Source organism: Nocardioides sp. 31GB23, assembly GCF_040012395.1.
GTDB lineage: Bacteria > Actinomycetota > Actinomycetes > Propionibacteriales > Nocardioidaceae > Nocardioides > Nocardioides salarius.
Genome location: NZ_JBDYKJ010000024.1, coordinates 27,942 through 44,540 on the forward strand (window position 1 = coordinate 27,942; position 16,599 = coordinate 44,540).

Below are 16,599 nucleotides of genomic sequence, written 5' to 3' on the forward strand. Positions count from 1 at the left end.
CTTCCGCACCGGTGCTGCGTCTGGTGGGTGTGGGACCGAGGAGGAGACGATGCAGGCACGAGCACCGGCCCGGCAGGCCGAGGAGGTGAGCGCCGTGGAGACCGACCGCACGCCGGTCCGCGGCAGGAGCGAGCGGCGCGACGCCGAGTTCACCGAGTACCTCGCCGCGCGCCAGGCGGCGCTGCTGCGCACGGCCTACCTGGTCTGCGGCGACCGGCACCAGGCCGAGGACGTGCTGCAGACCGCGCTGGCCAAGCTCTACCTGTCGTGGGACAAGGTCCGCGACCGCGGCGCCGTCGACGCCTACGTGCGCCGGATCCTCGTCAACGAGACGACGTCGGCCTGGCGGCGGCCCTGGCACCGACGTGAGCAGGCCACCGAGCGGCTCCCCGAGACGGCCGCCCACCACGACACCTACGACGACGGGGGCTCCGCCGCCCTGTGGGACGTCGTTCGCTCGCTGCCGCCCAAGGCCCGCGCGGTCGTGGTGCTGCGCTACTACGAGCAGCTCAGCGAGGCGGAGACCGCCGAGACCCTCGGGGTCTCGAAGGGCACCGTGAAGTCCCAGTCGAGCCGGGCGATGGCCCTGCTCCGCGAACGCACACCGGCACACCTGCACCCCCGGGAGGAGGAACGATGAACGAGAACAGCCAGGGCACCGAGATCGGGGCCGCACTGGAGCGCGAGGTCTCCGGCCTGCACGACACGCCCTTCACGCTCTCCGACGTGCAGGGCCGCGCCCGCGGCATCCGACGCCGCCGCCACGCCCTGGCGGCCGGCGCCGCGGCAGCGGCTGTCGCCGTCGCGGTGCCCTCGGTCCTGCTGCTGGGCGGCACGATCGACCGCACCGACGCCCCCGACCCCGCCGGCCCGTCCCGGTCGGCCACCGAGGCGGTCGAGACGACCTCGGCCCCGGCCTCCTCGGTGCTGCGGGGCAGCACCCTGACCCGGCCCGACGGGACCACGACCGAGCTCGACCTGCCCGACGAGCAGGTGATCGACTACGCTCTGCTCGGCGACGGAAGGGTCGTGGCGGTCCCCAACGGCGGGAGGGAGATCCTCGTGCTGGGCGCCGACGGAGAGGTGCAGGCGTCGTACCCCGCCGAGATCAACCACATCGTCGTCGGCGCGACCAGCGACACGGCGGCGTGGGTGGGCGCCGACGGTGGCGTGCGGGTGCTGGAGTCGGGCACCCGCGAGCCGACCGTGCTGGCCACCCCGCCGGCCGAGCGCGACGCCTACCGTTCGGTCGACGCCGTCCTTGGAAGCGGTTGCGCCGCCGGGGGGTGCGAGGTGCTGACCGGTGACGGGAACACCACACTGCACGTGGTCAGCCGAGACGGCGTCGAGCCCTTCGACATCGACATGGCGGTGCGCGTCGACGACGTGAGCCCCGACGGCAGCCTGTGGTCCTTCTCCGAGCAGCCGGCCGACGAGTTCACCCAGTACGGCTGCGTCGGCCTGTACGACGTCGCTGCCGCGACCACCACGGCCCGGTCGTGCGACGTGTGGGGGCTGTCGTTCTCCCCGGACGGTCGCTATGTCGAGGCCGCCTTCGCCGAGAACAACATGCTGGGCGACGTCCGGGTCCTCGACCTGTCGCTGGAGACGGTGCTGGCCTACGAGCCCGACGACGGCCACGTGGTCAGTCGGACCGGCTGGGCCTCCCCCGACGCGCTGCTGGTCTCGGCCGCTGGCCTGCAGGACAACCAGTGGTCACTGCTCGAGGTGCCCCTGGACGGCGGCGAGCCCACCACGGTCGAGGGGCCGGTCCAGGGCGGGAACCCCGAGATCGAGGCGGAGTTCCGGATGTCCCGGTGACAGGACCGGGACTGCGGATCAGCGCCAGCGGAACGAGGCCAGCACCGACTCGACGCGCTGGGTGCGGATCTCGACCCCCACCGCCAGCAATTCAGGCTGCAGGACCAGCGTCTCGAGGACGAAGCACGGGTGCCGCCCCGATGCTTCACCTGCACCTCGTCAGCGCCATCGCCAGGTCGCGAGCATCGACTCCAGCCGCTGGCGGTGCAGGGACGCCGGGCCCGTGGTCCGCAGCTCGAAGTGGATCGTGGCGGCCGGGTCGAGGACGACCGACTTCAGGATCGTCACGTGCTTGCCCCCGCCCTTGCCCTCGATCAGCGGCATCTCCACCCCGTCGACCTCGCGAGCCTCCCCCAACCGCATCGGGAAGGGGTTGTCGGCCTTCGCGTTGTCCAGGGTCAGCTCGACCAGCAGGTCGAGGTCCGGGTCGTCGGTCAGCGTCGGGACCTCCAGCAGCGTCAGCCCACCGGTGCCGTCCAGCAGGTAGGCGCCTCCTGCCCCGGTGTCGGCCGCCTCAGTGACCCAGTCGTCGTCAGGCACCCGCACAGCTGCTGAGGGCAGGGTGAGCCTGGCGCCGGTCGCCGGAGGCGCCGCCGGAGCCGACGACTCGGGCTCCGTCGGCGTGCTCGAGGTCGAGGGCGCCGTCGGAGGTGTCGCACCACCGGCAGCCGACCCGTCGTCATCCCCGGAGCACCCGGCCACGAGGAGTGCCGTGCACAGCAGGAGCGGGGAGAGATGATGCTTCTTCACGTGGTCTCCGATTCTGGTGTTCCGGCCGGGTGGTTCCTCGCGTCCCGCGCGTCAGCGCCACTGCCACGAGGCGACCACGGCGTCGACGCGCTCACGGTGCAGCGCGGCGGACCCGGAGGTGCGGATCTCCAGCGTCAGGTACGCCGGCTGCGGCTCGAGCACCCCAGTCTCGAGGCGGACCATGTGCTCGCGCCCACCGCTGCCCTCGAGGACCGCGACGGACACCCCGTCGAGATCACGCTCCGGCCCCAGCCGCACAGCGAAGGACTCGTCGCGGTTGGCGTCTGCCAACGAGAGGTCCAACAGCTCGTCGAGGTCGGGGTAGTTGGTGATGGTGGGCACCTCGTTGATGAACAGCTTGCCCGAGAGGCCGGGCGCGTAGCCCCCTCCCGAGCCCTTCGCCGCCGACTTGGCCGTCCACGTCTGGTCGGGCAGCCGCAGCTGCGCCGACGGGAACCTCAGGCGAGCACCCGTCGCCTCGGACGCGGCCAGGGACGAGTCGTCGACCTCCGCCGGAGCTCTCGACCCCGGCGACGCTGCCGGGGACGTGGCGTCGTCGGCGACGGGGGCCTCGCCGCCCGCACTGCAGCTACCTACCGCGAGCACCGAGCACAGCAGGGGGGCGACGATCACGTGCGTCTTCACATGGTCTCCGAGACTCGGGCGGGCAACGGGCGGCTCCTCGCATCCCTGCTACCCGGAGCGAGCGCCGTTGACACCTCGCCGACGCTGCTCGTGCGGCAGGAGGCCCGTCGTGCCGGACGCGCCGGGGCGGACATGCCGCCACAGCTCAGGTTTTACCCTGAGCACGCCGGGGCACAACAGGTGTGCACACACACGGACCGTCGACACACCCGGAGTCTCAGCATGTACTTCGCAGGACTTTCAGCGGCCATGCAGTACGTGGCCGTCGAACAGACGACCATCGACCGGGTCATCTCCTTCCTGCGTGAGAACAGCGAGGGCGAGTGGGCGCGCCGGTTCGCCTCCGACGCGCCGATCGCCATGCCCTCGCTCGGGCGCGGAGACCGGGCCCAGGAGCTGGGGTTGCACCACGCCCGGGCCCAGCAGGTGATGGCCGAGACCGTGCAGGGCATCGTCCGCGACCTCGAGGCCTTCGCCGAGAGCGTCCACGAGGCCGCCCGCCTCATCAGGCGCGCCGATGAGGACTCGGCCGAGACCATGGTGGCCACGCAGCGGGTCGTCGAGATGCTCGACGAGGCCTCACTCACCTCGCAGAGCGACACGGCCTACGACCGGGCTCGCAACGAGCAGGGAGGCGACGCCTGATGGGCCAGCAGGAGGAGCGCCTGCGGCGCACCGTGTCGGGCGCCCACTTCCCCGACCTGGCCGTGTCCGCCGAGGGGTGGAGACAGGGCGCCGACAGGCTGCGGGAGGTGCAGAGCGTCCTCCAGATGGCGACGGAGGACGTGCGCGCCGGCTTCGGCGAGTCCTCCGAGGTCAGCGAGGCCGCCGTCACCGCCTTCACCAAGGTGGCCGAGAAGGCCGCGAAGCGCAGCGAGCAGATGCGTGCGGCCGCACAGGCGATCGAGACGTCGAACTCGGCACTGATGGCCGCCGCCCACGAGCAGCGCCTCCTCGACGCCAGCGCGCCCACCCAGCCACAGCCGCCCGAGCGGACCCCCGGCATGCCGGAGACCCCCGACACGCTGCGCGCCGAGCAGCGCTACGGCCGTGACCTGGGCGCCTACAACGCCGCGATGGCCGACCGCGAGGTGCGCGCCAAGCAGCGCGCCGACCAGGTCGACACGACGTACGCCGAGTCGGCCGAGGTGATGCGCCGCATCCACGGCGAGCCCGACGAGCGGGTCATGCGTGACGCCGCCGGCTCCGGCTCCGGCGCGGGTGCTGGAGGCGGGCGAGGCGCGGGCGGGACCGCCCCGACCGGCGGCGGCGTCGCAGCGGGCCACCCCGGGGGCAGCACCCACGTCCACCCGACCGGCACCCAACCGGCACCGACCGGCGACACCATCGACACCGGTGGCTCCGACCACGGGGACACCGGCTCGGGCGACCCGGAGCAGCCGAGCACCGACGCGACCGCGCCCGACGGCGGCGACAACCCGTTCACGCAGCCTGCGGACCCTGGCTCGACTGGCGCGGGCAGCACCGGCGGCACCGGAGGGCTGACCGCAGGCATCGGCGGCGGCATCGCCGGCAGCGCCGTGATGGGTGGGGCGGCGCTCCTCGGCGGCCGCCTCGCCGGCGGAGCCTCCGTGGCGCCGGTGGGCGGCGCGGCTGCCGGGTCCACGGCCGGTCGCCCCGCAGCCGCACGCGCCATCGGCGCGGGACGCACCTCGGGCGGAGCCACCCTCGGCCGCAGCGCCGGTGCGGTCGGGACGCCGACCACTGCCGGTCGTGGAGCTGCGACGGGAGCCACGGGCACCCGGGCGACCAGCGGCGCCCGAGGCACCTCCGGACAGGCTGGCGCACGCGCTGCCGGCTCAGCCGGTGGCGCCGGTGGCCGTGGCGCGGTCGGCGGGGCGGGCGGCACCGGCCGTGGCGCTGCCGGTGCGGCGGGCGGCGCCGGCCGTGGACGCAGCCGCGACGCCGACCGGCCCGACCAGGCATTCTTCGCCACCGAGGACGACTGGACCGACGACGAGGGCCACGCCCCGGTCCTCGACTGAGGACGGGGCGCCAGGTCAGCCGGCGAGCACCGAGGAGACCGGCAGGCTCGAGTCGGCCGGCAGGTCCAGCGACGACGGCGTACGGCCACGGGCGACCATCTCCGCGCCCAGCGCGGCCACCATCGCGCCGTTGTCGGTGCACAGGCCCGGGCGCGGCACCCGCACCCGGATGCCGAGGCGCTCGGCGCGCTCCTCGGCGAGGTGGCGCAGCCGCGAGTTGGCCGCGACCCCGCCGCCGATCAGCAGGTGGTCGATGCCCTCGCTCGAGGCGGCGTCGAGCGCCTTGCGCACCAGCACGTCGCAGACCGCCTCCTGGAACGACGCCGCGACGTCCGCGACCGGCACCGGCTCACCGGCGCGCTCGCGCGCCTCGACCCACCGGGCCACGGCCGTCTTGAGGCCCGAGAACGAGAAGTCGAAGCGGTGCCGCTCGAGGTCGCGGCGCGCCGTCAGCCCCCGCGGGAAGTCGATGGCCACGCTGTCGCCCTCGCGTGCCATCCGGTCGATGTGCGGCCCGCCCGGGAACGGCAGCCCGAGCAGCCGGGCCACCTTGTCGAAGGCCTCCCCCGCAGCGTCGTCGATCGTCTCGCCCATCGGGTCGACCCCGACGGTCACGTCCTCGACGCGCAGCAGGCTGGAGTGTCCCCCGCTGACCAGCATCGCCAGGCAGGGCTCGGGCAGCGGGCCGTGCTCGAGCTGGTCGACGGCGACGTGGGAGGCCAGGTGGTTGACGCCGTAGAGCGGCTTGCCCAGGCCCAGCGCCAGCGCCTTGGCGGAGGCGACGCCGACGAGCAGGGCGCCGGCCAGGCCGGGCCCGTTGGTGACCGCGATCGCGTCGACGTCGTGCAGCGAGATGCCCGCCGTCTCGCAGGCCCGCTCGATCGTGGGCACCATCGCCTCGAGGTGCGCCCGGCTGGCCACCTCGGGCACCACGCCGCCGAAGCGGGCGTGCTCGTCGACGCTGCTCGCGACCGCGTCGGCCAGCAGCGTGTGGCCGCGCACGATCCCGACCCCGGTCTCGTCGCAGGACGTCTCGATCCCCAGCACCAGCGGTTCGCTCACGCGGCTCATCGTCGCACGCGAGCCCACCGGCCCCGCGCCCAGATCGTCACCGGGCCCCGGGCATGATCTGGCCGTGCAGGAGATCTCGGTCGAGCAGCTGGTCACCACCTCGCAGCACCGCTTCGTGCGCCACCAGGTCGACCCGGCGCTGGCCCCTCGTGCCTGGGTCGCGGGGGCCGCGGCCGTGGTCGAGAACCACCCGCGCTGGACCGGCCCGGCCCCTGGGCCGCAGCTGGTCTGCCTGGGGCCCGCCGAGGCGCTCGAGCCGCTGATGGCGCGCGTCGCCGCGCTGCACCCCCGCCCCTGGCGGATCACCGTCGAGGCGGCGGCGTACGACGCGCTGCCGGCGGGCTGGGCGCACGACGCGGCCACGCGCTGGGACTGGATGCTGACCCACGAGCAGCCCGCCGAGCCGACCCCGCAGGTCGGCGAGGTCGGCGGACGCGACGACCTGGTCGCACTGCTCGACGCCGGCAACCCGGGCTCGTTCGCACGCCCCGACAGCCCCGGCGTCGAGGCGTGGCTCGGCGTCGTCGAGGACGACCGGCTGGTCGCCGCCGGCGCGCTGAACCGCCAGCACGACGGCACCGGCCAGCTGCGCGGCATCACGGTGCTGACGAGTGAGGAGCGGCGGGGCCTGGGCCGCCTGGTCTCGACGGCCCTGACCCGACGGGCGCTCGCCGGCGCGTCGGGCACCGCCAGCCTCGGTGTCTACGCCGACAACGCGCCGGCCATCCACCTCTACGAGCGGCTCGGCTACCGCACGGTGCACACGTTCCGTTCGGCCGTGCTCTCCTAGCGCCTCTGGTCGGTCCCGCCGCAGGCCGGCCCGAGACCTCGGCGCAGCACCACGGCGGTGGCGCCGTCGCGGTAGTAGCGGCGCCGCCGGTCGACCTCGACGAAGCCGCGCGCGGCGTAGAACGACAGCGCCCCGGCGTTGTCCTCGCGCACCTCGAGCAGCAGCCGGTCGGCGCCGCCGGCCCGGGCCGCGGCCACGACGGCGTCGAGCAGCGCGGTGGCCAGGCCGTCCCGCCGGTGCTCGGGGTCGACGGAGATCCGCTGCAGCTCGGCGATGTCGGCGACCACGCTGAGCACGGCGTGGCCCGCGACCACAGGCCCGGCCGCCGAGCCCATCTCCGCCACGAGGTACGTCGCGTAGGGCACGCGGCCCTCGAGGCCCTCCTGGAGCAGCCCCGGCGGCCAGGCGTCGGCGCCGAGGTTGCGCTGCTCGAGCGAGACGAGCGCGGCCAGGTCGTCGGGGCCCGCCGCGCGGACGGTCACGAGACCGTCTTGCGGCTGCGCGTGACCTCCGCGTCGGGGCGACGCAGGTACATCGGCTCGGGGTCGACGAGCTCGGCCCGCTCCTCGGCCACCACCCGCGCGAGCCAGCCAGCACCGGGTCGCTGCGGGCCGACCGCGAGCGGGAACGCCTCGGGGTAGAGCAGCGCACCCTCCCCCACCACCGGCGCGTCGGTGCCCAGCGCGGCGGGCTTGTCGACCACCGGACCGTCGAGCCGCACGCCGTCGGCGTCGTACGACGCGAGGTAGACCTCCTTGCGGCGGGCGTCGGTGGCGACCACGAAGTCGCGGTCGACCGCGCCGGTGTCGACGGCCTCGACCGCCAGCACGTCGAGGGTGCAGACGCCGTAGACCGGGATCTCGAGCACGAAGGCGAGGGTGCGCGCGGTCACCAGCCCGACCCGGAGGCCGGTGAACGGCCCCGGGCCGACCCCCACGCCGATGGCCGTGAGGTCCTGGCGGACCACCCCGACCTGGCGCATCACGGCATCGACGAGCGGCGCGAGCTGCTCGCCGTGCTTCATCGCCCGCTCGGCCTCGAGCTCGGCCACCACGTCGGAGCCGTCGTGCAGGGCCACGGCCACCCGCGGCGTCGCGGTGTCGAAGGTCAGCAGCATGAGCGGCAGGCTAGCCCGGGTCAGCCCGCACGGCGCCCGGCGGCCCGCTCGGCATAGGCGCTGGCGGCGGCGTGCACGGCCGCGACGTACTCGTCGGAGTGGTTGTAGGACAGCACCGCGCTGGCCCACCCGTCGCCGCGGGCCAGGTCGCGCCCGCCGGCGCACAGGTAGCGCGCCGCGGTCGCGGCGGCGTCGTCGAGGTCGTGCGGGTCGATGCTGCCGTCGCGGTCGCCGTCGGCGGCCCACGGCTCCCACGACGAGCGCAGGAACTGCATCGGCCCCACCGCGTGCTCCCAGGTCGCGTCGCCGTGCCAGGCGCGCGAGGCGGCCGTGGAGCGGATGGCGGCGAAGTCGCCGGAGCCGTCGAGGGCCGGGCCCAGGATCGCCGACGACGAGCGGCCCTCGGCGTCGAGGGTGCGCCCGCCCAGGGTGCCGTGCTGCGACTCGATCCAGCCGATGCCGGCCAGGGTGGTCCACCCGACGTCGCACCCACCGACGCCCGAGAGCTGGGCGTCGGCGTAGGCCCGCAGCGCCGGCGACGGGATGCCCGTGGCCCGGCTGGTGCGGCGCAGCCAGCCCTCGTCGACGAGCTGGGTGCGGCGCGCCTGGGTGCCGGGGTCGGCCTGGGCCGGCACCGGTGCACCGACGTACGCCGCCGGCGGGGTCAGGTCGACGGTGCGCTCGGGGGTGTAGAGCCGCGACACCGCGAAGGCCGCCCCCGACAGCGCCAGCAGCAGGCAGGAGAAGAGCACGATCGAGCGCGGGCCCGAGATCACGCGGCGCCCACCTCGCCGACCGGCAGGCCGTGGCCGACCAGGGCGTCGAGCAGCACGTCGTGCCCCTCGTCGAGGTGCCAGTGCACGGCGTGCAGCCCGACCGCGCGCGCGGCCTCGACGTTGGCGGCGACGTCGTCGACGAAGAGCACCTGCGCGGGGGCTGCTCCGATGCGCTCGACGGCGATCTCGAAGTAGGCCGGCTCGGGCTTCTTGGTGCCCAGCTCCCACGAGTAGCAGGAGACGTCGAAGTGGTCGTCGTAGCCGAGCCCGGCGCGCATCAGCTCGCCCCGCTGGCGGTGCTGGTTGGTGCCGAGGTGCACTCCCAGACCGGCCTCGCGCAGCCGCCCGGCCAGGGCCAGCGACTCCTCGGAGACGGTGATGTCGCGCCACAGCGCGTCGTAGACCTCGTGCGGCGCGACGTCGGCGTACGCCGGCACGATCCGCTCGAGCGCCTCGACGAAGTCGCCCTCGCCACGCAGCGGCCCACGCTCGGCGCGCCACAGGGCGTGCGCGAGCTCCTCGGCCCGGTCCCCGGCCCAGGCGCGCAGCAGCCCGACGGGGTCGGGGGCGCTGCGCTGCAGGACGCCGTCGGCGTCCAGCAGCACGTGCTCGACGCTCACCTCACTCGGTGCCGTGGGCGGCGATGAAGGCCAGGATCTGCTCGCTGAGCTCGGGGCGGCAGACCACGAGGTCGGGCAGGTAGACGTCGTCCTGGTTGTAGACCAGCTCGCTGCCGTCGACGCGCGAGGTGAACAGGCCGGCGGCGCGGGCCACGGCCACGGGGGCGGCTGAGTCCCACTCGTACTGCCCACCGGCGTGCACGTAGGCGTCGGCGACGTCGCGCACCACCGACATCATCTTCACCCCGGCCGAGCCCATCGGCACCAGCTCGGCGTCGATCTCCTCGGCCAGGGCCTGCACGAAGGCCGGCGGGCGGCTGCGCGAGACCGCGATCCGCGGCTTCTCGGAGGTGCGGGGCGGCACGACCGGCGCCTGCCCGGTGTTGAAGGTCTCGCCGAGCTCGGGCTGCGCGACGGCGCCGGCGACCAGGGCGCCGCCCTGCCACAGCGCGACGTGCACGGCCCAGTCGTCGCGCGGCGGCTCGGAGAACTCACGGGTGCCGTCGAGGGGGTCGATGATCCAGACCCGGTCGGCCGACAGGCGCGCCTTGTCGTCCTTGCCCTCCTCGGAGAGCACCGCGTCGTCGGGACGGTGCTGGGCCAGCAGGTCCATCAGCAGCTCGTGGGCGGCGGCGTCACCGGCGTCCTTGAGCTCCTTGCCCTCCAGGCCCTCGGCGCGGACCTCCAGCAGGCGGCGGCCGGCGGCCTCGGCCAGCCAGGTGGCCAGCACGTGGTCGTCGGCGGCGGGGGGCGGGGTTCCGGGCTCGAAAGTCACCAGCAGAGGGTAGCCGCGATCAGGAGTTGAAGCGCTGCTGGGTCTTCTCCAGGCCCTCGCCGACCAGGCACTCCACCGCGTCGGCGGCGGTGTCGACCACGAAGGGCAGCACCTTGCGCTCGGCCGGGGAGTAGTTGGAGAGCACGAAGTCGGCGACCTCCTGGCGACCCGGGGGGCGGCCGATGCCGACCCGCACCCGGTGGAAGTCGCCGGTGCCCAGCGAGGAGCGCATCGACTTCAGGCCGTTGTGGCCGTTGTCGCCGCCGCCCAGCTTGACCCGCAGGGTGTCGAAGGCGATGTCGAGCTCGTCGTGGATCGCCACGACCCGCTCGGGCGGCACCTTGTAGAAGGTGGCCAGCGCCTTGACCGGCCCGCCGAGCTCGTTCATGTAGGAGCGGGGCCGCGCCAGCACGACCCGGGGGCCGCCGGTGCCGGGAGCGCCGAGCCGTCCCTCGACGACGTCGGCGCGCCCGGACTTGTGGGCCCGGAACCCCGAGCCGAGTCGGGTCGCCAGCTCGTCGGCCACCAGGTAGCCGATGTTGTGCCGGTGCCCGGCGTACGTCGGGCCCGGGTTGCCCAGGCCGACGACGAGCCAGACGGCGCTGCTCGCGCCGCCGGTCTCACGTTCGTCGGTCATGGTGCTCCCCCGGGCCCGTCGCGATCACTCCTGCGAGTCGCCGGCCTCGGCGTCGCCGGACTGCTCGCCCTCGGTGGACTCCTCGTCGCCCGACTCCTCGTGCTCGATGCCGGCCTCGGCCTCGAGCTCCTCGAGCTCGGCGTCGAGCGACGCCTGGCTCTGCTGCTGGGTGACGTTGACGACCAGGATGTCGCCGTCGGTGAGCAGCTCGGTGCCCTTCGGCAGCTTGAGGTCGGAGGCGTGCACCTGGGTGCCGACCTCGGCGCCCTCGACGTCGACCTCGACGAACTCGGGGATGTGGGTGGCCTCGGCCTCGACCGAGACGACCGAGTTCTCGAGGACCACGAGGGTCTCGGCGACGGCCTCGCCGACCACGTGCACGGGGATGTCGACGGTGACCTTCTCGCCGCGGCGCACGGCCACGAAGTCGACGTGCTCGATGAAGCGCTTGATCGGGTCGACCTGGACCTGCTTGGTCAGCGCCAGGTGGCTCTCGCCGTCGACGTCGATGTCGAGCAGGGCGTTGGCGCCACCGTGCTTGAGCGCGAGCATGATCTCGTGGCCCGGGAGCGTGATGTGGGTCGGCTCGTTGCCGTGCCCGTAGATGACGGCCGGCACCTTGTCCTCGCGACGGATCCGGCGCGCGGCGCCCTTGCCGAACTCGGTGCGGGCCTCAGCGGCGATCTTCTCGGCAGCCATGTGTGTCTCCTCGTGCGCTACAGCGGTGCGGGGTCCCGGCAGGACCCTCGCAAGGTCGGGTGGTCACCTGCGGGTGGGCCCGGACGCACGAAGCGCCGCGCCCGTCGGGATCACGACACAGCGCGGCGCGAGGGTCTCGCAGCCGACCGCGTCGATCACGGAGCGACCGCGGACGGTCGGCTCCCTCGCCGAGGCAACCGCAGCAGTTTAGCCGCGTGCGCGCGACGAGGGCCAATCCGTCGGCGCGGCCGGGTCGACGGGCCGCCACGGCCGCAGCCGCACCCCCGGTGGGTCGGGCGGACGGGGGTGCGCGGGCTCCGGGGCCGGCGGCCGCCCGGGCAGCTCCATCGGCGCGAGGCTGCGGGCGACCCGGTCGGCCCAGGGGGCCGACACCCCGTCGAGCCGCAGCTCGCGCGGCGCCCGACCGGGTCGGAGCAGGCGTGCGTACGACGGCTGGCGGGCCCCGATCTCGACCACGTCGGCACAGTCCCGCGGCAGGGCGGTGACGTCGGGTCCGGTGACGACCACCGGCCCGGCGGCTGACGGGTCGGGGGCGGGAGCGCTGCCGTCGCCGGCGTACCCGTGACGCAGCCGCAGGTGGGGGCGGCCCGCCTCGGGGACACGGTCGTGGGGCAACCAGCGCGACCACGACCAGGCCGGGCCCACCCGTGGGCCCGCGACCTCGAGCGAGAGGTCGGCGGGGGCGTGCAGCGCGCCGAGCTGCAACAGCCACCAGCGCAGGGCCGCCTCGACCGCGTCGTCGGGCCCGACCAGCCCGACCGGGCCGCCGGACCCGTCGGGCCGCAGCGCCAGCAGCACCGGCTCGTCGTGGTGGCCCACCGTCCCGAGCCGCAGCAGGAGGTGGTCGGGGTCGGCGGGGCGGCGCTCCCAGCGTCGGGGCCAGTCCCGGCCCCTCGGGGTCGCCGAGGCACCGACCTGCGCGGGGTCAACCGGTGCCGGGGCGTACGCCGCCGGCCGCGGTGGCGGGCGGCGCCAGAGCAGCCGGCCGTCCCCGGGCGGGGTGGGCGCGGCCGGCTCCGGGTCGACCGGCCGCACCCGCGCCAGCGAGTCACCGACCGCGAGCACCTCCCCGGGCCGCCAGGTGCGGGGCTCGTGCGGCAGGAGGCCCCGGCCGTCGAGGCGGGTGCCGTTGCTCGAGCCCAGGTCGGTGACGCCGACGGCCGCCGGGGTCACCGAGACCAGGCAGTGCCGCCGTGACAGCGAGTGGTCCTGCCACGAGAGCGCACCGCTGCGGCCCAGCTGGTGCACGCCCTCCGGGAGCGGGTGCACCGAGCCCGCGTCGGGGCCGCTGACCACGTGCAGCTCGAGCCCGTGCGGTGGCGAGCCGGGTCCCTGGTCGAGCGGGTGGCGCTCGCCGAGCACCACCCGGGCCCCCCGCAGGAGCCCGACCTCGTCGAGGCGGGTGTGGGCGTCCCAGGAGTGGCGTGGCTCGCCGTCGCCCAGCAGCGGGTGCTGCACCCGCACGGTGCCCCGGGGTGCTCGCGCCAGGCGGCGCAGCGCGGCCTCCACCTCGGCGGCCGGGGTCGAGCCGGGCGCCTCGAGCAGGACGTCGGTGCTGGCGTCGCCGGACACGACGCTGATCGCGACCCGCACCGGCTCAGCCCCCGGCGCCCTGGATGGTCACCGTGGCCGGCTCGAGCCGGGTGAGGTCGCCGACCTGCGCGGTGACCTCGCAGTCGGCCGCGGGGTAGCGCGCCAGCAGGCTCAACCCGTCGGCCGAGACCGCGACCGCGTCGCAGGCCTGCAGCCGGACGCCGTCGAACCCGCCGGCCACGGCCGAGAGCGCGATGGTCGCCTCGCCGGCGGCGTCGGAGTCGAAGAGGGCACGCACGGGGTCGGGGCCCTCGCCCCAGTCGGGGAGCAGACGCACCCGCACCGGGGCGAAGCCGCTGCGCGCCTTGCGCACCACCGCCGGCACCTCCACGACGACGTCGCGCAGCCGCTGCACGGGGTAGCCGTCGCCGGAGCGCTGGGCCTCGAGGACCGCTCGCGTGCTGTCGGCGGCCTCCCCCACCCAACCCTCCAGCGCCGCCCCGGGGTCCGCGCCCAGGTCGAGGTCGAAGGACGCCACGACCAGCACCTCACCGTCGGCCGGCACCTGCCCGGGGTCGACCGCGAACCCGCACGCGACCGAGATCCCCGTGCGGGCGGCGAGGTTGTCCTGCACCGTCGCGCCGGTCCAGGTCGGACGCGGGCACTGGGAGCCGCGCGCCGGCAGCACCTCGAGGAACGGACCACGCAGCGGTGCGTCGCGGGCGCTGTAGCGCAGCCGGAGGGTCAGCCGACGCGTGGCCGGGTCGTAGTCGGCCTCCCGGTCGACCCCGAGACCCGTGGGCAGCAGCTGGTCGGTGCGCTCGGCGGCGACGGGGTCGGCGGCCACGGGGTCGGGCTCGTCGCCGGTGGCGACGACGACGCCGGCCACCACCGCGACCAGCGAGAGCGCGGCCAGGGCGGCCGCAGCGACGAGTCCGCGGCGGGGGGCGCGGTGCCGGCGCACGGCGGCCTGGTCCGGTGCGGGTGGTGGGCCGGGCGGCGCGGGGGCCGCGGAAGGCGCTGCCGCCGCGGACTCGTGCAGGAAGGTCGCGCCGACGTCGACCCGCGCGTCGTCGAGCTCGACCTGCACCGGGCCGGCGCGCACCACCGTGCCCTGCGCGAGGTCCCAGTCGTCGGGGGCGGGCTGCACGGGCAGGGCCGGGACGTCGCGCACCTGCGCGGCGACCTCCCGCAGCGCCGCGGCGGTGCCGGCGGCGCTCAGGCGGGTGGTGGGGTCCTTGGCCAGCATCGTCTCGACGACCTGCCACAGCGCGTCGGGCACCGGCAGGCGCGGCGGTCGCACCGTGGCGTGGCGGAACCCGACGGTGTGGGCGGTGCCCGCACCCGAGAACGGGGTGCGCCCGCCCAGCAGCTCGTAGAGCAGCACGCCCGTGGCGTAGACGTCGGAGGCGGCGCTGAAGCGGCCGTGCACGAACAGCTCGGGCGGCATGTAGCCGGGGGTGCCCAGCAGCCCGGTCGCCTGGACCGTGCGCTCCTGGGCCAGCCGGGCGATCCCGAAGTCGGTGAGCAGCACCCGGTCGGCGTACGCGGGGCCGGGCCCCTCGCCGGCGTGTGTCTCGCCACCGCGCAGCAGCACGTTGTCGGGCTTGACGTCGCGGTGCAGGCAGCTCTGCTCGTGGGCGGCGGCGAGCGCGTCGAGGACCGCGCACGTGGTCTCGACGGCGTCGCGGGCGCCCAGGGTGCCGACCTCGCGCAGGTGGCGGCGCAGGTCGGTGCCCTCGACGAGGTCCATGACGATGGCCAGCGCCTCGCCCTCCACGACCAGGTCGTGCACGCGCACGATCCGTTCGTGGCGCAGCGACATCAAGATGGCACGCTCCTGGACGAAGCGGCCCACGATCTGCTGGTCGCGGGCCAGCTCGCGGCGCAGCAGCTTGGCCGCGACGTACCGCTCGCCGGCGCGGTCCCAGGTGCGCCACACCTCGCCCATGGCGCCCTCGCCGAGCAGGTCGACCAGCTCGTAGCGACTGCCCAGCGCGCGTCGTCCGCCCGTCACGGGCCTCAGCCTGTCGTGTCGTCGGCGAACCAGTACAGCCGGGGCCCGGCGCCGGCGGCGACCGGACGGGCACCGGGGTCCTGGCCGGTGGCCCGCAGCGCGACGACGTCGGCCGCGGGCAGGGCACGCTCGCCCCCGAAGTCGAGGCCGGGACCGGCCAGGCCCTCGGCCGGGCCGGCCTGCAGGCCGCTGAGGGCCGAGAGCACGTCGGCCGTCTCGACCGAGCCGGCCGCGCGGGCCGCCGCGGCGATCGAGAGGACGGCGTCGTGGCTGGCGGTGTCGGCGTCGGCGGCGACCTCGGCGAACGCCGCGTCGCCGAACAGGTCGGTGCTGGCATCGTCACCGGCGGCCAGGCGCAGCGCCGCGAAGAAGGCCGAGACCGCCTCGGCCCGGGCGCCCTGGGCGAGCGAGGTGGCGTCGCCGGCGTCGGTGCCGGCACTCAGGTAGGCCCCCGCGGTGGTGCCCGCGGCCTCGTCGAGCCCCGCCGCGAAGGCGGGGCTGAGGGCCTCGGGCGAGAGCACCACGGGCACGGCGGGCGCGACGCCCTGCAGCGCGGCCACCATCCTGGCCTGGGTGCTGGCCGCGGCGGCCACCACGACGCTGTCGACGCGTCCTGCGTCGTGGGCCGAGGCGACCCGGGCGGCGACGTCGTCGACGTCGGCCCCGATGGTGGCGGCGTCGGCCGAGCCGACGTCGACCTCGACGTCGTCGGCGGTGAGCACGAACGGCCTGCTCAACCCGTCGCCGGCCATCGCCTCGAGCAGCACCCGGTCGACGTCGGCCGCGGCCGGGCCGGTGGCGAAGGCGCCCGCGGGCAGCTCGCCGTCGCGGTCGTAGGGCAGCAGCACCGCGGTGCCGGCAGCGGTCGCGGCCTCGACCGCGGCGTCGAGGTGGTCGCCCCGCGTGGCCGCGACGATGCCGGCGACCTCGGCGTCGAGCAGCTGCTCGACCGCCGCCCCGGCCCCCTCGGCGGTGCCCTGGTCGTCGACGACCTCGAGCTCGACCCGGCCCCCGCCCAGCCCCAGCCGGTACGCCGCGACCGTCGCGCCCTCGGCCGCGCCCACCAGGTCCTGGCCCTGGCCGGGCTCGGAGCGCAGGGTCACCACCACGCCGACGCGCAGCGGCTCGTCGGCGCTGACCTCGGAGACCGTCGTCACCGCGACCGCCGCCGGCGCTCCCGCGGCCGGCCCGCTCGCCGCGGGTGAGCCGGGCCCGGGGGCGTCGCCGCCCGAGCAGCCGCTGGCCGAGAGCCCCAGCACCGCCGCCAGCAACGCGGTCAGCACCGCCGCCGGGGCAGGGGCGTGGACCAGTCGCCGCACCG

Annotated in this window: 18 protein-coding genes; 5 read left to right on the forward strand and 13 right to left on the reverse strand. The window is 75.7% G+C overall.

Annotated elements, in window-relative coordinates; genetic code table 11:
- Positions 1-49: 49 nt before the first annotated feature.
- Both ABKW28_RS09695 and ABKW28_RS09700 read left to right on the forward strand, forming a co-directional pair.
- Positions 50-640, forward strand: coding sequence for a SigE family RNA polymerase sigma factor (locus ABKW28_RS09695; protein ID WP_348608777.1), 591 nt, complete (start codon positions 50-52; stop codon positions 638-640).
- A complete protein-coding gene (locus tag ABKW28_RS09700) occupies positions 637-1,821 on the forward strand; it encodes a WD40 repeat domain-containing protein (RefSeq protein ID WP_348608780.1) in 1,185 nt (394 codons plus the stop codon). Before ABKW28_RS09695 ends, ABKW28_RS09700 begins: the two co-directional genes overlap by 4 nt.
- Positions 1,822-1,980: 159 nt before the next feature.
- Here the strand turns inward: ABKW28_RS09700 and ABKW28_RS09705 are convergent, their stop codons facing one another.
- Both ABKW28_RS09705 and ABKW28_RS09710 read right to left on the reverse strand, forming a co-directional pair.
- Positions 1,981-2,361, reverse strand: a complete 381-nt coding sequence (locus tag ABKW28_RS09705; RefSeq protein ID WP_193666971.1) for a hypothetical protein — start codon at positions 2,359-2,361, stop codon at positions 1,981-1,983.
- Positions 2,362-2,622: 261 nt separating this feature from the next.
- Positions 2,623-3,204, reverse strand: a complete 582-nt coding sequence (locus ABKW28_RS09710; protein WP_348608783.1) for a hypothetical protein — start codon at positions 3,202-3,204, stop codon at positions 2,623-2,625.
- 234 nt (positions 3,205-3,438) lie between these two features.
- Between ABKW28_RS09710 and ABKW28_RS09715 the strand changes: the two genes are divergently transcribed.
- A complete protein-coding gene (locus tag ABKW28_RS09715) occupies positions 3,439-3,861 on the forward strand; it encodes a hypothetical protein (RefSeq protein WP_348608786.1) in 423 nt (140 codons plus the stop codon).
- Positions 3,861-5,222 (forward strand): hypothetical protein, encoded by a 1,362-nt coding sequence (locus ABKW28_RS09720; protein WP_348608789.1) that lies wholly within the window; start codon positions 3,861-3,863, stop codon positions 5,220-5,222. The genes ABKW28_RS09715 and ABKW28_RS09720 overlap by 1 nt, the downstream gene beginning before the upstream one ends.
- Positions 5,223-5,237: 15 nt before the next feature.
- On the opposite strand, the gene tsaD is transcribed toward ABKW28_RS09720, so the two are convergent.
- Complete coding sequence (gene tsaD / locus ABKW28_RS09725) at positions 5,238-6,293, reverse strand: tRNA (adenosine(37)-N6)-threonylcarbamoyltransferase complex transferase subunit TsaD (protein WP_302709007.1); 1,056 nt, start codon at positions 6,291-6,293, stop codon at positions 5,238-5,240.
- 64 nt (positions 6,294-6,357) lie between these two features.
- Here tsaD and ABKW28_RS09730 point away from each other — a divergent pair, with 64 nt between their 5' ends.
- Complete coding sequence (locus tag ABKW28_RS09730) at positions 6,358-7,083, forward strand: GNAT family N-acetyltransferase (protein WP_348608792.1); 726 nt, start codon at positions 6,358-6,360, stop codon at positions 7,081-7,083.
- Here ABKW28_RS09730 and ABKW28_RS09735 read toward each other — a convergent pair.
- From ABKW28_RS09735 to ABKW28_RS09780, 10 genes are all read right to left on the reverse strand, one after another.
- Positions 7,080-7,565 carry a GNAT family N-acetyltransferase gene (locus tag ABKW28_RS09735; protein ID WP_348608795.1) on the reverse strand — a complete coding sequence of 162 codons (486 nt, stop codon included), beginning with the start codon at positions 7,563-7,565 and terminating at the stop codon, positions 7,080-7,082. The genes ABKW28_RS09730 and ABKW28_RS09735 overlap by 4 nt on opposite strands.
- The gene (tsaB, locus tag ABKW28_RS09740; RefSeq protein WP_193666964.1) at positions 7,562-8,200 is read right to left on the reverse strand and encodes a tRNA (adenosine(37)-N6)-threonylcarbamoyltransferase complex dimerization subunit type 1 TsaB; all 639 of its coding nucleotides are present in this window, start codon (positions 8,198-8,200) and stop codon (positions 7,562-7,564) included. The genes ABKW28_RS09735 and tsaB overlap by 4 nt, the downstream gene beginning before the upstream one ends.
- A 20-nt stretch (positions 8,201-8,220) precedes the next feature.
- Positions 8,221-8,976, reverse strand: a complete 756-nt coding sequence (locus tag ABKW28_RS09745; RefSeq protein ID WP_348608798.1) for a lytic murein transglycosylase — start codon at positions 8,974-8,976, stop codon at positions 8,221-8,223.
- On the reverse strand, positions 8,973-9,596 hold the full coding sequence (locus ABKW28_RS09750; RefSeq protein WP_193666963.1) for an HAD-IA family hydrolase: 624 nt from the start codon (positions 9,594-9,596) through the stop codon (positions 8,973-8,975). The genes ABKW28_RS09745 and ABKW28_RS09750 overlap by 4 nt, the downstream gene beginning before the upstream one ends.
- A 1-nt stretch (position 9,597) precedes the next feature.
- A complete protein-coding gene (locus ABKW28_RS09755) occupies positions 9,598-10,371 on the reverse strand; it encodes a 3'(2'),5'-bisphosphate nucleotidase CysQ (protein WP_193666962.1) in 774 nt (257 codons plus the stop codon).
- A 19-nt stretch (positions 10,372-10,390) separates the two neighbouring features.
- Positions 10,391-11,008 carry an aminoacyl-tRNA hydrolase gene (pth, locus tag ABKW28_RS09760; protein ID WP_341231307.1) on the reverse strand — a complete coding sequence of 206 codons (618 nt, stop codon included), beginning with the start codon at positions 11,006-11,008 and terminating at the stop codon, positions 10,391-10,393.
- Positions 11,009-11,032: 24 nt separating this feature from the next.
- Entirely contained in the window at positions 11,033-11,707 is a 675-nt protein-coding gene (locus tag ABKW28_RS09765) for a 50S ribosomal protein L25/general stress protein Ctc (protein ID WP_193666960.1), read from the reverse strand.
- A 207-nt stretch (positions 11,708-11,914) separates the two neighbouring features.
- Positions 11,915-13,321: an FHA domain-containing protein gene (locus ABKW28_RS09770; protein ID WP_348608801.1), complete on the reverse strand. Its 1,407-nt coding sequence runs from the start codon at positions 13,319-13,321 to the stop codon at positions 11,915-11,917.
- 4 nt (positions 13,322-13,325) lie between these two features.
- On the reverse strand, positions 13,326-15,278 hold the full coding sequence (locus ABKW28_RS09775) for a serine/threonine-protein kinase (protein ID WP_348608809.1): 1,953 nt from the start codon (positions 15,276-15,278) through the stop codon (positions 13,326-13,328).
- Between the two features lie 5 nt (positions 15,279-15,283).
- On the reverse strand, positions 15,284-16,597 hold the full coding sequence (locus tag ABKW28_RS09780; RefSeq protein WP_348608812.1) for an ABC transporter substrate-binding protein: 1,314 nt from the start codon (positions 16,595-16,597) through the stop codon (positions 15,284-15,286).
- Between the last annotated feature and the right edge of the window lie 2 nt (positions 16,598-16,599).